13 protein-coding genes are annotated in these 13,785 nt (G+C 41.9%); 2 read left to right on the top strand and 11 right to left on the bottom strand.

What is annotated here, in order from left to right:
• Positions 1-7 precede the first annotated feature (7 nt).
• The 4 genes from ptsG to papB form a co-directional block, all read right to left on the bottom strand.
• A complete protein-coding gene (gene ptsG / locus MHB62_RS07455; protein WP_003244661.1) occupies positions 8-2,107 on the bottom strand; it encodes a PTS glucose transporter subunit IIABC in 2,100 nt (699 codons plus the stop codon).
• Positions 2,108-2,335: 228 nt separating this feature from the next.
• Positions 2,336-3,202: a glucose PTS transporter transcription antiterminator GlcT gene (gene glcT / locus MHB62_RS07450; RefSeq protein WP_024571340.1), complete on the bottom strand. Its 867-nt coding sequence runs from the start codon at positions 3,200-3,202 to the stop codon at positions 2,336-2,338.
• 62 nt (positions 3,203-3,264) lie between these two features.
• The gene (locus tag MHB62_RS07445; RefSeq protein WP_032721451.1) at positions 3,265-4,230 is read right to left on the bottom strand and encodes a LacI family DNA-binding transcriptional regulator; all 966 of its coding nucleotides are present in this window, start codon (positions 4,228-4,230) and stop codon (positions 3,265-3,267) included.
• Positions 4,231-4,511: 281 nt separating this feature from the next.
• Positions 4,512-5,606, bottom strand: coding sequence for a di/tri-peptidase (gene papB / locus MHB62_RS07440; protein WP_032721447.1), 1,095 nt, complete (start codon positions 5,604-5,606; stop codon positions 4,512-4,514).
• A 166-nt stretch (positions 5,607-5,772) separates the two neighbouring features.
• Here papB and MHB62_RS07435 point away from each other — a divergent pair, with 166 nt between their 5' ends.
• Positions 5,773-5,976 carry a hypothetical protein gene (locus tag MHB62_RS07435; protein ID WP_032721445.1) on the top strand — a complete coding sequence of 68 codons (204 nt, stop codon included), beginning with the start codon at positions 5,773-5,775 and terminating at the stop codon, positions 5,974-5,976.
• Positions 5,977-6,014: 38 nt separating this feature from the next.
• Here the strand turns inward: MHB62_RS07435 and pfeT are convergent, their stop codons facing one another.
• The 5 genes from pfeT to MHB62_RS07410 form a co-directional block, all read right to left on the bottom strand.
• On the bottom strand, positions 6,015-7,928 hold the full coding sequence (gene pfeT / locus MHB62_RS07430) for a metal-transporting ATPase PfeT (RefSeq protein ID WP_032721444.1): 1,914 nt from the start codon (positions 7,926-7,928) through the stop codon (positions 6,015-6,017).
• A 235-nt stretch (positions 7,929-8,163) separates the two neighbouring features.
• Positions 8,164-8,661: a sporulation thiol-disulfide oxidoreductase StoA gene (stoA, locus tag MHB62_RS07425; protein ID WP_029726997.1), complete on the bottom strand. Its 498-nt coding sequence runs from the start codon at positions 8,659-8,661 to the stop codon at positions 8,164-8,166.
• A 50-nt stretch (positions 8,662-8,711) separates the two neighbouring features.
• On the bottom strand, positions 8,712-10,049 hold the full coding sequence (gene ykvU, locus MHB62_RS07420; RefSeq protein ID WP_014476640.1) for a sporulation protein YkvU: 1,338 nt from the start codon (positions 10,047-10,049) through the stop codon (positions 8,712-8,714).
• A 117-nt stretch (positions 10,050-10,166) separates the two neighbouring features.
• Entirely contained in the window at positions 10,167-10,793 is a 627-nt protein-coding gene (locus tag MHB62_RS07415) for a cell wall hydrolase (protein WP_032721442.1), read from the bottom strand.
• A gap of 298 nt (positions 10,794-11,091) precedes the next feature.
• On the bottom strand, positions 11,092-11,286 hold the full coding sequence (locus MHB62_RS07410; RefSeq protein ID WP_003218622.1) for a hypothetical protein: 195 nt from the start codon (positions 11,284-11,286) through the stop codon (positions 11,092-11,094).
• Positions 11,287-11,450: 164 nt separating this feature from the next.
• On the opposite strand from MHB62_RS07410, the gene MHB62_RS07405 reads away from it, so the two are divergent.
• Positions 11,451-11,636: a YkvS family protein gene (locus tag MHB62_RS07405; protein WP_003232446.1), complete on the top strand. Its 186-nt coding sequence runs from the start codon at positions 11,451-11,453 to the stop codon at positions 11,634-11,636.
• A 120-nt stretch (positions 11,637-11,756) separates the two neighbouring features.
• On the opposite strand, the gene MHB62_RS07400 is transcribed toward MHB62_RS07405, so the two are convergent.
• Positions 11,757-12,047, bottom strand: coding sequence for a YkvR family protein (locus MHB62_RS07400; RefSeq protein WP_032721440.1), 291 nt, complete (start codon positions 12,045-12,047; stop codon positions 11,757-11,759).
• A gap of 734 nt (positions 12,048-12,781) precedes the next feature.
• The gene (locus MHB62_RS07395) at positions 12,782-13,717 is read right to left on the bottom strand and encodes a glycosyl hydrolase family 18 protein (RefSeq protein ID WP_032721439.1); all 936 of its coding nucleotides are present in this window, start codon (positions 13,715-13,717) and stop codon (positions 12,782-12,784) included.
• Positions 13,718-13,785 lie beyond the last annotated feature (68 nt).

Below are 13,785 nucleotides of genomic sequence, written 5' to 3'. Positions count from 1 at the left end.
AACACCCTTATTTTTCAATCTTCACAATATCTTCTTGTTCTCTGTTGACTGAACCGCTTGCTTTAATGCTGACTGTTTCTCCTTCAGCAAGGTTTGTAAATACAATCGGTGTCATGAGAGATGGTACATTCGGTTTGACTGCATCCAGATCAACTTCAAGAAGTTTTTGTCCAGGCTCAACACGGTCTCCTTCTGATACGAAAGACGTAAATCCTTCGCCCTTCAGGCTGACGGTATCAATACCAAAGTGGATTAAAATTTCTCTTCCGCCGTCGGATTGCAGGCCGATCGCATGTTTCGTCGGGAACACATTTAGAATTTTTCCGCGAACCGGTGATACGACAATTCCTTCAGAAGGGAGAATCGCAAAACCGTCACCCATCATTTTCCCTGAGAAGACTTGGTCAGGAACATCCGTAATCGGGTGAATTTCCCCGGTAATCGGAGAAACGAAAACTTCCTCGCCGATTTCATTTTGCAGCGGTTCTGCAATCACTTCCTCAACCTGCTGGCCTACTTCCTCTTGAGCAGATGTTTTCGGTTCAGGTCTAGGCTTGCGTCCCGCAATAATGTCTTGCATTTGTGTTTTTAACCCGTCAGAACGCGGTCCGAAAATAGCCTGAATGTTGTTGCCGACTTCCAGCACTCCGGAAGCGCCAAGCTGTTTCAGACGGTCTTTATCAACCTTTTTCTGATCGTTTACAGTCACACGCAGACGAGTGATACAAGCATCAAGGTGTTTGATGTTTTCCTGGTCACCCATTGCCTGCAGAATCTCATAAGGAAGATCCCCTGCTTCACCTGTTTTCCCAGGTGCTGCTGTTTCTTCCGCAGCATCCTCGCGTCCAGGTGTTTTCAGATTAAATTTGCGGATGGCAAATCGGAATCCGAAGTAGTAAATGACCGCTAACCCTAAGCCGACAGGGATGACAAGCCACCATGCCGTCCGGTTCGGTAAAATACCGAATAGGAAGTAGTCAATTAAACCACCGGAGAATGTCATACCAATCTTAACATTCAACAGCTGCATGACCATGAATGAAAGTCCCGCAAACAAACAGTGAATCGCAAACAGGACTGGAGCAACGAATAAGAAAGAAAATTCCAATGGCTCTGTGATCCCCGTTAAGAAGGATGTCAAGGCCGCTGAACCCATAATACCTGCAACGAGTTTTTTGTTTTGCGGTTTTGCTTCATGATAAATGGCAAGCGCCGCAGCAGGCAGACCGAACATCATAAATGGATATTTACCTGTCATGAACGTACCTGCCGTTAACTGTACGCCGTCTTTAATCTGCGCCATAAAGATACGCTGATCCCCGCGGATGATTTCTCCTGCTGCACTCTTATAGCTGAAGAATTCATACCAGAACGGCGAATAGAAAATGTGGTGCAATCCGAATGGGATAAGCGAACGTTCAATCACCCCGAAGATAAATGCAGCAAGGGTTGGATTCGCTTCCACTAATCCTGTTGAAAAGGCATTCAATCCATGCTGGATCGGAGGCCAGATCACTAACATAATAAGACCCAGAATCAGTGCAGAAATTGACGTAACAATTGGAACGAAACGTTTACCCGCAAAGAAACCAAGGTATTGCGGCAGTTCAATTGTGTAAAATCTGTTAAACAATAATGCAGCTAACACACCGACGATAATACCGCCGAACACCCCTGTCGCCAGGGTAGGTATACCAAGCATGTTTACATATGCAGGATGGTTTTCCGTAAAGAACTTGGCTCTTTCAACTGAATCCGAAGGAATGGTTCCGTTTGCAAGAAGAACCGCACTCATGGATACATTCATTACAAGATAACCGATAATTGCTGCAATCCCTGCAACTCCATCACCGTTGGCAAGCCCGATGGCTACACCTACTGCGAAAAGAAGCGGAAGGTTATCGAAAACAATCTGCCCAGCGCTTTCCATCACACCTGCTACAAGCTGAACATTGTCATTGCTCAAGAAATGCAGGACCTGAATCATGTCCTTATTTTGCATCGCATTCCCGATCGCAAGCAAAATCCCCGCAGCCGGAAGGATCGCAACTGGAAGCATAAGCGCACGCCCAATTTTTTGAAGAACGCCGAATAATGCTTTAAACATAAGAATTGACCTCCTCTTTTTACTAGTCTGACCTTACAGCTAAAAATCATGACAACGAATTCACAGGCGTAAGTCTTCCAGTTTAACCGTTTACATTTGCCCTTTTACACAACAAAAAGGCATGAGCAAAATTGGGTGCGCAAAAGAACGAGAATGAACTTCCCGTTTTTTTCCCTCAATCACTCATGCCTGATCGAATCAGTAACACGTTATAAGGATAAACTGAATTTATGAAATTTTATTGGTTAATCGGTACAGATGAAGCGTCAGATAAACCGCTTCCGCCTCATGAACTGGTTTCTTCAATGTTTGCTGCAAGATTTTAATCAATTTCCAAGCTGTATTGTAGCATAGCGGATATTCATTTTTCAATAACAACATTAATTTTTCTGGTTCTTTAGTCGGTTCTTCTTTTTTAATTCTTTCTATTGTAAATCTGATATGTCGGATCAGCCGCAAATAGTTGACACTTTCCTTATTTACTTTCATTTGAAATGAGTCTTCAATCACCTCGACAAGCTGCGCCATGAGCTGAGAGTGCTGATTGACCTCGGACAGCGGACGGTTTGTCAACGCTGAATGGATATGCAGAGCGATAAAACCAATCTCCCCTTCTGGAAGGCAGATTCCCGCTTTTTCATTGATCATATCTATGACTTCTTTGGCAATTTGGTACTCCTCAGGATATAGTGACTGAGTCTCCATTAAAAATGGATTTTTCATATCAAATCCCTGCTGCTGCCTTTTGATCGCAAATGCGATATGGTCTGTCAACGCAATGTGAATATGTTCATTTAATGAGTGATTAGTCCTATTGCTTATGTGATAGATGACATCGTTTGAAATATCAACGAGGTTTTCATCAACATAGTCAAGGAGCTTTTTAAACTGTTTTTGTTCCTTCTCGTCTTTTAAAATGAACATTTTATCGTAGCCTTTATCTTCAATGACATCATCTTGTTTTTTTCCGAAACCAATACCTTTTCCGATTAAAACGACTTCGCTGTATTTATGATGAGAAGCAATTAATACGTTATTATTCAGTACCTTTTTCACTGTGAAGGACCCATTCACGATCCTCAGCTCCTTTGTCATTCAATACCTCATATCGTACATAACGAACAGAATGCACGTCAAACCTTTTTTCAATGCATTCACTAAACAGTCGATCTTTCGATGAGACGGTAATCCAGAACTTTCCTTTCAATCGGCTGTCCTTGAATTCTTTTTTCCAATATGGCAAATGCCTGCTTTCCCATTTCCCTTGTCTGAATATCGATCGTTGTGATTCCAAGCGCTTGGCTGATTTCGTGGTTATCAACGCTTAAGATTGCAAGCTCATCCGGTACTGACACCCGCTGGTTCTTTGCTTCAAGAAAAAGTCCTGCTGAGACTTGGTCATTGGCAACAAAAATAGCCGTCGGCTTTTCCTTCCACGTTTTCCATTTATGAAAAAGCGCCTTCCCATCATTGATTGTAATCGCTTTCTCAATTACCCAGTCTTCACGAAATACCTCGCCGATCTCTTCCAATGCCTCTTTGTAGGCTTTGATTCGAAAATGGCTGTTCATGCCTTTTTTTCTTGCCAAACAGATGGCTATTTTTTTGTGCCCTTTGGCAATTAAATAGTCCAAGCCGTTCCGAAATACTTCTTGGTGAGGAATGCTGATGGTTGGGAAGCGGGCATTATCTGAATTCTGGCAAAGCAAAATCGGGCCCTCCCATTCCATGAGTTTCTCATCAGCAAGCGCCTTTGAGCAAAAAATCAGGCCGTCAACCTGGCGCTGCTTTAATTGGGACAGCGCAAAGATTTCTTTTTGTACCTCATAGTTTGTTTGGAATAAAGAGAGGTGAACCCCGGATTCCGCGGCTGCGTCGGCTATTCCTGCAATCAGCTCTGCAAAATATGGCAGATTAACCGTCGGCAAGACAACACCAATCATGTTTGAAAATCCTTTCGACAAATGTACAGCGTGAATATTTCTCGTGTACTCCAATGATTCCATTGCCTCAAACACTCTTTTTCGTTTGTCTTCACTGACGTATGGATGATTGTTTATGACTCGGGAAACCGTTGTAACAAAGACACCGGCTTTTTCTGCAATGTCTTTAATATTAGCCATAGATTCCCTTCTTTCTAAATCCCCTTGATCTGGAATGCGTTTCATACAATATGATATGGACGTACCAGATATCTTTTTGTGTTTTAAGCTGAAAGGAGAAGATCACATGGGTTTCTTCATTTTAATTGGGTTATGTCTCACTGTTCTCGGTGGCAGCTGTCTTGCTGTAAAACCTCTCAACCAAAAACATGAAATTAAACCCTTTCGAACATTTGATGATTTTTTTATTTAATGCAGATAAAAAAGGACGATGTCGAGAACAAAGTCCTTTTTTATTTCTATTACGGCAGTATGATTAACTCCTTTGGATATTGGGTCAGAGCAACTGCTCCGTCCTTTGTTACGTGAACGTCATCCTCAATGCGCACGCCGCCGATCTCAGGCACATAAATCCCCGGTTCGATCGTGTAGACCATGCCTTCCTGCAGCAGTGTATCGTTGGCCTGGCTCATTGATGGATACTCATGGACAGAAATTCCGAGTCCATGCCCAAGCCGGTGAGGAAAATAATCACCATATCCCGCTTTTTCAATGATTCCGCGGGCAGTTAAATCCAGATCTCCGATTCTCACACCGGGTTTGCTTGCCTCAATCGCGGCTTTTTCCGCTTGAAGCACAGTCTCGTAAATGGCCTCCTGCTTCGAATTGATGGTTTTGTATGCAAACGTTCTTGTAATATCAGAGCAATAGCCATCAAGAATAACACCGAGATCAAATAAAACAAAATCACCTTTCTTCAACGTGGCTGTACCAGGATTTCCATGAGGCTGGCCAGATTTTTCTCCGAATAAAACCATTGTAGAGAAAGACATGCCCTGAATTCCTTTTTTCTTCAGCTCATACTCAATTTGAGCGAGCACTTCCACTTCACTGATGCCTTCACGCAAAGCGGCTGTGCCGACTTCAACACCGTAATCTGCAAGCTTTGCCGCCTCTTTCAGCAAACGAATCTCATTGTCATCTTTAATCAGGCGAAATTGATTGAGTGTTTCTTCTGCTGAAACAAATTGAGCCCCGCCAGTCGCATGCTTCAGCTGTTCTGCACGTGATAGCGAGATTGAATCCTTTTCTACCGCAAGCGTATGTATGCTGATATTTCGCTTTTTCAAGGCCTTCTCTATCAGCTCCCACGGATTTTCGTGATCCGCATAGCCAATGATTTCATGATTCCAGCCTGCGTTGCGGGCCTGTCCTGCTTCCATTCCTGGACAAACAAAGAAAGGCTCCTCTTCTTGAAAAATAAATAACCCCATTAATCTTTCATGCGGCTCTGTGTAAAAACCAGTTAAGTAAAAAACATTTTCTTTTGTATGAATAAATGCGGCAGTATGCCCCGCTTCCTTCAGCCATGAAGAGACGCGTTGTATTCTATTCACTTCTTGTTCCTCCCTGCCATTTGCAATGCATTGTTCTGTCTTCCATTGTAACAGGTTTTACCGGTGTTTGCCTTTCACGACGCCTTCATTTTCTAATGCATTTTATTTCCTGCTCCTCTTCCTGTATACTGACAGTAACGTTCAATCGCAGGGGGGGTTGTTCCGTTTGCTGATGAATTTTTTCAGACGAAAAGCAGTTATGCTCTTAACGGTTTTGGGAATTTCCGCTCCTTTTATCGGGATGAAGATGGTGGACTTTTATTATTACAGCTCTATCATAGGCTGTGCAGCGGGTTTCCTTTGCTGCATCCTCGCTCTCATCCTGGTTATGAAAAGATCTGAAAAAGACAAAAATGAAGGGAAAGCTTGATACATAAAAAGCCAGCAGCCTGATTAGGGCTGCTGGTTTTATTTTAGGAGTCTTAAACCGTTTAGTATGACCAAAATCGTGCTGCCCTCATGACCAATCACGCCAAATGGCAATTCCATCACCTGCAAAAAGTTTGCACAAATCAGCAGGCAGATTACAGCTAGAGAAAACACGATATTTTGTTTGATGATCTTGTTCATTTTCCGAGACAAGCGGCACATGTTTACGAGCTTTTTCAAATCGTTTTTCATGAGGACCATATCAGCGGTTTCAAGTGCTACATCTGTTCCGCCGCCCATCGCAATGCCGACATCCGCCGCTTTGAGTGCCGGCGCATCATTGATTCCGTCACCCACCATTGCAATCGTTCCGAATTCTTCTTTTAACCGTTTGATTTCATTCACTTTTTGGTCCGGCAGGCATTCTGCTACGACAGTTGTCATGCCGGCTTCCTTGGCAATCGCTTGAGCCGTGTCTTCGTGATCTCCTGTCAGCATGGCCGTTTTAATCCCAAGTCGGTTCAGTTCTTCCATGACCTCTTTTGCTTCAGGCCTGATTTGGTCCTTCAGTGCGATACAGCCTGCTATTTGATCATCCTTTTTCACAAATACAATTGTATGACCGCTTTGAATGACATCTGATGCTGTTTGTTTCAAAAATTGTGCTGCCATTTCCTCGCCGATAAAACCTGCTTTACCGACCTTCCATTTCGCACCCGACACTTCTGCCATAACGCCAAACCCTGAGGTTTCTTCTATAGATATGTAGCCGGACTGATTCACGCGACGGCTGTCAGCGTACGCCGTTATGGCTTGGGCGAGCGGATGGCTTGATTGCGTTTCGATGGCATAGACAGCCTCAAGAACTTCCGCTTCACTGAATCCTTCAGCTATTCTGATCGTCTCTACGGCAGGCTGGCCTTTTGTTACAGTGCCGGTTTTATCAAAGGCGATCATTTGCACTGAGCCCAGCTGTTCAAGAAAGACGCTTCCTTTCACAAGCATACCGTTGCGGGCGCCATTTGAAATCAGGGACAGCGCCGCTGGCATAATAGAGGCGACAAGCGCACAAGGTGATGCGACAACCATAAACACCATTGCGCGGTAGAAGGTTTCACTCCAGCTCCAGCCCAGCGCAAAGTGCGGGACGAATAAAAGGAGCGCCACCGCAATTAGCACACCTTTCACATAAGCATTTTCAAATCGTTCGATGAAAGCCTGCGCGGGTGAAACACTATTTTGCGCTGATTCAACCAGTTTGATAATTTTTCTGAATAACGAATCTTCATTTGCTTTCGTGACACGGACAGTCAAGGAGCCATTGCGATTCACCGTTCCTGTGAATACAGTGTCGCCTGTGTTTTTTTCTACAGGCATTGATTCACCTGTTAAAGCCGACTCGTCAAGACTTGTCGAGCCCGATTCAATGATACCGTCTGCCGCTACGCGTTCTCCAGGTTTGATCACGATCATATCACCGGCCTGCAAGTCTGAAACCGGAACTCTTTTGGTTTCACCATTGACCATCAATGTCGCTTCTTCAGGCTCAAGTTGCATTAAAGATGTTAAATCTCTGCTGCTTTTATTCATCGTGTATGTTTCTAAAGCTCCGCTTAAGGAAAAAATAAATATTAAAATAGCACCCTCTGCCCAGTATCCGATCAAGGCGGAACCAACGGCAGCGAAAATCATTAAAAGTTCTACATTCAGCGTTTTGGATTCGAGTGTTTCTTCGATTCCTTCCTTTGCTTTAGCAAATCCGCCGATCACAAAAGCCAGCAAGAAAAGTATTATGGATAATACCTGATATCCGGATAAGAGCCAGCCTGCCAAAATAAGAGCGCCTGATACAAGTGCTGCAATAAGCTCCGCGTGCTGTGCCCAGTTTTTTTCCCTCTTGTCTGTTTTCAATGGCTCATGCGGGTCGCGTTGAACGATAACTTGTTCATTCATATCGAATTCTCCTCTCTAATTGAGAACGTAAATCATCTTCATTTCTCTTATAAAAACAAAATCGCTGCCCAAAAGGCAGCTTTATCGTCAGTTATTTCTTGATGTCTTCCTTTATTATAGCACGCACGAAGAGAATTTCAATTATAATTATTTTAATTTCTTTTTGATAATAATTATCATTAATGTTTATTCACTTCTTCTCTATATGAAAAAAGCTGAGAGTCTATGCTCTCAGCTATTCTTCCGTCCATTCCTTCAGTTGTTCCGCAGTCATCGGGCCAATTTTTGTTTTTTCAATTTCTCCCTTTTCATTCAGCAAAAATGATGTTGGGATCGTAATGATATGATACTCCTTCATCAATTCCCCTTTTGAGTCAAGGACAATCGGGAACGTCAGCTTGTTTACTTTAATAAAATCTTCAACGACTTGTTGATTTTGTTCCGAATTCACTAAATTCACCGTTACCAGCTTTACACTGTCGGATGGATGGGCATCATAAAACGATTGAAACTGGGGAAGCTCCTTTTTGCAGGGCGGACACCATGACGTCCAAAAATGGAGAATTGTTTTTTGCCCTTTATTCGGAATCGAGATGTCCTCCCCTTCTATCGTTTTCATAAGAAAAACAGCGGGAACAGCAGGCTGTTTTTCCTCAGCTTGTGCCGCACATGGAAACCATGCAATCAACCCTAATAACATAATGTATATAGTAAGCAAGCGCTTCGTCAACATGGAATCTTCCTTTCATGCTTTTCAATTAGCTTGCCCCTGCAGTTCCTATATCATCCTTCAATTCGCGGCGTTCTGGTCCCTCCCGTAAGGAATACGGATACCTTCAATGCTTTGCAGATCGTGGCATAGTGCAGGCTCGTCAAAAGAATCATGCCAGTGTTCATTCCAAGGATAATCCCGAGCATTTGCAGATTCTCCATTGATCCCAGTACATACATCATACTTAGCGCAACGATATGGCTCCATACATTGTGATAAAAAGCCTCTTTCACAAAACCCATCCCGATTAAGCACGCCTGCAGCGGCATGACAAACAGATGAAAGAGAAAGTAAGGCCACAACAGCTGCAAGTAATACTGCGCTTCAGGAGAGTGAAAAAACAAATGCGTGAGAGGTCCCGCAAACTGGAACATGACCCAGACGGCAGGTATACCGTAACCTAATGTAATGAAAATCGACTGTTTCAGCCTTTTTAACACGATGTCATACTGAGAAAGTGCATAAGCTTCCGAAATACTCGGTATCATGACGACCATTAACGAATGGGCAATAAAAGCAGGGAACGACCCTATCGTCACAGCCACTCCTGCCAGCATTCCGTATTGATCGATCGCCGCTGTCCCGGCAACGCCCGCAGCCAAAAGAGCTCCTTTTACTAAAAAGGGTTCAATTGCATTGACAACCGCATGAAAAATGCGCAGTCCTGTTGTAGGAATTGAAACAGCAAGCAGTCTTTTCCTTACATCCTTTCCGCGCAAATGAATGTGCTGCTGGCCGGATAACGCCCGCCTTGCCATGATAAATTGTGAATATAAATAAACAAGCACGACCACATCACTCACGACTAGAACAAACAAGGAAATCAGCACAGCCATGTCCAATTCAAATGAGTACCATTGAAAAAAGAGGAATAAGCACAAGAGCTGGATGATTTTTTTCAGCACATTGGCAATTGCGATCTTCCCCATTTTCTGCACACCCATAAAGTAGCCCCTGGCGATTGAAGTAAAGGCGACAACAGGAATTAAGCCGATGACAATCCCTTTAATAAACGGGTGGTATGTATCAAATACCGGAATAAACGGAAGCGCAATACTAGCGGCGACAGTAGAAAAAGCAGTAAAAATGGCTGTCATTCTGAAAGCGTGCCTCAGCATGCTTTCATGAAGCTTAGGATTTGACTCGGCAATGAATTTAGAAATGGATATCGGCAGTTCCAGGCTCGCGATGACAATAATTAAAAAGATCGTGGGCAAAATACTCATGTAAAGCCCCATCCCATGCTCGCCAAGCTCCCGCGCCAAAATCATATTGACGACAAATTCAAGGCATTCAGCGAAAAAGGCGGCAATGGATAAAAGAATGATCCCTTTCACAAATCGATTCATGATGTCTCTCCTTGTCTCTTGTACTACCAACATCATATGAGACAAGTTCAAAAATTATTTTATTTTTACTCTTTATATGAAAAAAAGCACAGCTGAGACAAATTGTCTCTTCTATGCTTAGACGGCAAAAACGTGTCTGCCGATTTTTTCTACGATTTTTCTTGAACGAATCCAATTATCTGACGCTGTTTTCGGATTATAAAAGAATATGGCATCTGTTTCTCTATTTTTTGAGGACAGCGCTTCTTCGGCAGCTTCAATCGATTCTTTATCAGGCTTTTGGTTAATGCTCCCGTTTGCGACCGGTTCAAAGGCGTTTTTCTGATAAATAACTCCTCTTATCGTATCAGGAAAACCTTTTTTCTCCGTCCTGTTCAGTACAACGCTTGCTACAGCGACCTTGCCTTTATATGATTCTCCTTTGGCCTCTGCGTGAACGAGACGGGACAGCAACTCTTTTTCAGACTGTGTATATGTTTCTTTCTCATCATTTGTTTTGTTCGGTTTATCTTTCTCTTTCTTTTCAGTGTGTGCTGATAGCTTAATCGGTTTTATTTTCTTGTCTTTATCAGCAGACAGTGAAGGGAAAGATTCATTCGTATTTCGATCTATATGTGTAAGCCATTTCTCTTCTTCATGTTTTGTCTTCTTTGCGCTCAGTAGTGAAGCTTGTGTATGCTCAATTTTGGCTGCAGGCATGAAACAAAGAAGAAAAACAGCCAGAGCAGTGAATTTCGTTGTCATACAGTTTCCTCCTTAAAGTGCTCCAAAAAACACTTCATAACCTTAACAAGAGATCCATTCATTTTCACGGAAAAAGATTTTCCAACTCTCCCAAGGAGGTATCAGGATGGAATAAAGAGGATGACTCACTGCTTAATGGCAAAAAAACAGTCTGAAATTCTATAAATATTGTTAAATTAAAACATGTTTATCCATCTTTGGCACTTTACATTTTATTTACACCTGTTACAGACAGCTGTAATAAAAGGCTTGTATTCTGTCATATATGATAAAAAGGCTTCTCACGTATGAGAAACCTTCAGCTTCTTGGCTGTTCTAAGTATTGAAAGATAACATCTCCGCCTTGCTGGGCAATTCCTCGGAAATGTTTAAAATCATCTTGTTTAGATAACACGGCCCTGAAATCAAGAAAATGCTCTTTCTGGACTCTCAGTTCATTTATGGCGCCGGTGCGCAGCTGTTCAATCATTTCTGTTATTTCTTCGGGACGCAACAAAAATTCCCCCCTTTTCTTTCTATTGACGAAAATCAATATATCATCTTTATAGCGACAGAACAATTCATAAGGGAGATAAACTCCTTATCGCTTTACTTCTCAATGAAAATACTGCAAAATACTTTCAAAAGGCATTATTATGTTTAAAGGAGAGGAAGCTTGTGAAAATCGCTAAGGTTGGGAATGTCATTGAATTTAAAAACGGATTAACCGGTGTTGTTGAAAAAGTAAATGAGAATTCTGTTATCGTAGATGTGACGATCATGGATAACTATCGGGATCTTGAGTTAGATTCATTGACAGTTGTTAATCATAAAAATTATAAGATCATCAGAGACTCCTATTAAAACCTCCTTATTTCCACATTTATTCAAAAAACTGCAAGACGGACAATTTAACACCTTACATATGAAATTCGCTTTCTCAAAAGCTGCCGGCCGGCAGCTTTTTTACATAAAAAACATCGATCATGAACCGGCGTTTTTGTCTATTTCCGTTATTTCTATATAGAACTCGCTGACGGCCCCTGGTTCGTACAGGTTGGTCAATGATGTTGAATAATTTGTCATTTCCCCCCGGAAGGCAAGACCGCGTTCCGGAACCTCGACATTAAACGTTTTTTCATACAACAGGACAGCGATATCATGGTAAGTCTCACTCGTAACGTTTAAGGTAAATGCAATTTTTCGCTTCGGCTCGCTCTCCTCTTGATATGCAGCCATTTCTAACGTTACATTGTTTAACCGCAATGTCTTCACTTCATATCACTCCTTTATAGTCCATGCATCTTAGCATACCTTAGCGAATGTTTACAATGAATCTGTTCTTAACGGTTATATGAACCAATTCATTCGAAAAGACACCTTTACAAACATACGTTCGTTAAATTATAATAAAACAGACGAGCTGCCATCCAGCATCCCGTCTTTTCATTAGAAAGCGGCGAGTGGAATTCCCCCCGGATTCGCTCGTCTTTTTTATGTAAAAACCCCCTCATTTCTAAGGAGAAACTATATGGTCGATTATCAACAAGTCATGTTTCACCATGCGTACCTTGGCGCCTTGAATTTCTCCATCCTTTAATGAGAGCGGTCAATCAATTCTCATCATGTTTTTTTAGATAAACCAGCATCCATTCAGGAAGTATATGAGTGTATGTTTTTAAAGTTCTAGTTATTCGTGCGCTTCCATATCGATCCTGAACAATTCTGAATGAAATGCAATAATCCTGCTATCAAGGTAGCATGTGTATGACTTGAATCATGGAAGCAGAATAAATTCAACACATCCGTAATTACTTGAAATGCGTACTATAACATAAGTTTGAATGTGTATTTCAAGCCCAATGTAATGCCTCGTATAGAACATTTCGGGAGAAGGGCCTATGGAATGCCCTCACTGTTTTACCCGCACTCGTAATAAACTCCTTTCAGTATGTCCATTTAGAGATTCATTGCAATTATCTTCGAATTTTGTTCTGAACTATAAATCATTATATATTTTTAAACACTGTATTCCAGACTGACGCATCTTCTTGTCCAAGACTCCAGCTGCCAAGACCTTTCAATTTATATTTTTGAGCGAGTTTTATTTTTGCTCTGAGTGACTGTTCATTTTCAAACCATAATGTATATGTTCCCGAAGGCAACGGCCCCTTGTTATCGTGATTGACAGTAAAAATAGCTTTTGGAGATTGACTCTTGGTGTCAAAAATAATTGTCCCGCTATGCCTTTTTACTAATGAGTCAACAAGGTAAAGGGGAATGGCTTGAGAGGCAGATTGGCCTTCCATCCAGCAGCGGCCATAGAATGGCAATCCTAAAACTAGTTTTTGAGGAGAAATTTTTTGGGTCAGAACATATTGAATGGACTTTTCCACCCATCCTACACTTGCAGTAGGCCCAGCAAGGCGGCTTTCATCATAGGCCATAACCATAAGATAATCTGCATATTTAGCTAAATACTCGTAATCATATGATCCCTGCCAGCCCTTCGTCCAGCCAAAAGGATTTGCCGCCACTGCAACTGATACTTCTTTATGTCTAGGAATACTTTTTCTTACCAGTCTAACAAAATCTGTAAATAGATTCCGATCTTTTTCTGTAAGGTTTTCTATATCGATATTAACTCCGTCCAAATCCAGTTCTTCTATTGCATGAGAAATTTGTTTAGCTAAAAGAACTCGGTTCATTAATGCAAATCGTCCCAAATCCTGATCCCAATGATTGCTTAGAAAAGGAACTACTTTTAATTTTCTTCTATGAAGAGCTTTAATCACATCGGGATTAGCTGAACGGAGAAGTAATGATCCATCTTTTCTGATATAGAAAAAATCAGGAGACACAACATTTAATACTCCGTTCGTTTGATCAACGTGTTGAATAAAATCCCATCCTAATCCAGAATAGAAATAGCTCATTTGAAACATCTCATAACCCCTTCATCCCCAAAAATATCAAGTTCCCCACAAATAAAAAAATGAGGATTGTCATTTCA

This window comes from Bacillus sp. FSL K6-0255 (assembly GCF_045040725.1).
Lineage (GTDB): Bacteria > Bacillota > Bacilli > Bacillales > Bacillaceae > Bacillus > Bacillus subtilis.
The sequence above is the reverse complement of the archived record's forward strand: the minus strand, read 5'-3'. Positions and strand labels throughout refer to the sequence as shown.

Excerpts from the sequence above, each read along its gene's own strand:
- ykvU (WP_014476640.1), bottom strand. The coding sequence starts at position 10,049 with ATGAATCGATTTGTGAAAGGGATCATTCTTTTATCCATTGCCGCCTTT.
- MHB62_RS07415 (WP_032721442.1), bottom strand. The coding sequence starts at position 10,793 with ATGACAACGAAATTCACTGCTCTGGCTGTTTTTCTTCTTTGTTTCATG.
- stoA (WP_029726997.1), bottom strand. The coding sequence starts at position 8,661 with ATGTTGACGAAGCGCTTGCTTACTATATACATTATGTTATTAGGGTTG.
- glcT (WP_024571340.1), bottom strand. The coding sequence starts at position 3,202 with ATGACAAAGGAGCTGAGGATCGTGAATGGGTCCTTCACAGTGAAAAAG.
- MHB62_RS07395 (WP_032721439.1), bottom strand. The coding sequence starts at position 13,717 with ATGTTTCAAATGAGCTATTTCTATTCTGGATTAGGATGGGATTTTATT.
- MHB62_RS07445 (WP_032721451.1), bottom strand. The coding sequence starts at position 4,230 with ATGGCTAATATTAAAGACATTGCAGAAAAAGCCGGTGTCTTTGTTACA.
- pfeT (WP_032721444.1), bottom strand. The coding sequence starts at position 7,928 with ATGAATGAACAAGTTATCGTTCAACGCGACCCGCATGAGCCATTGAAA.
- ptsG (WP_003244661.1), bottom strand. The coding sequence starts at position 2,107 with ATGTTTAAAGCATTATTCGGCGTTCTTCAAAAAATTGGGCGTGCGCTT.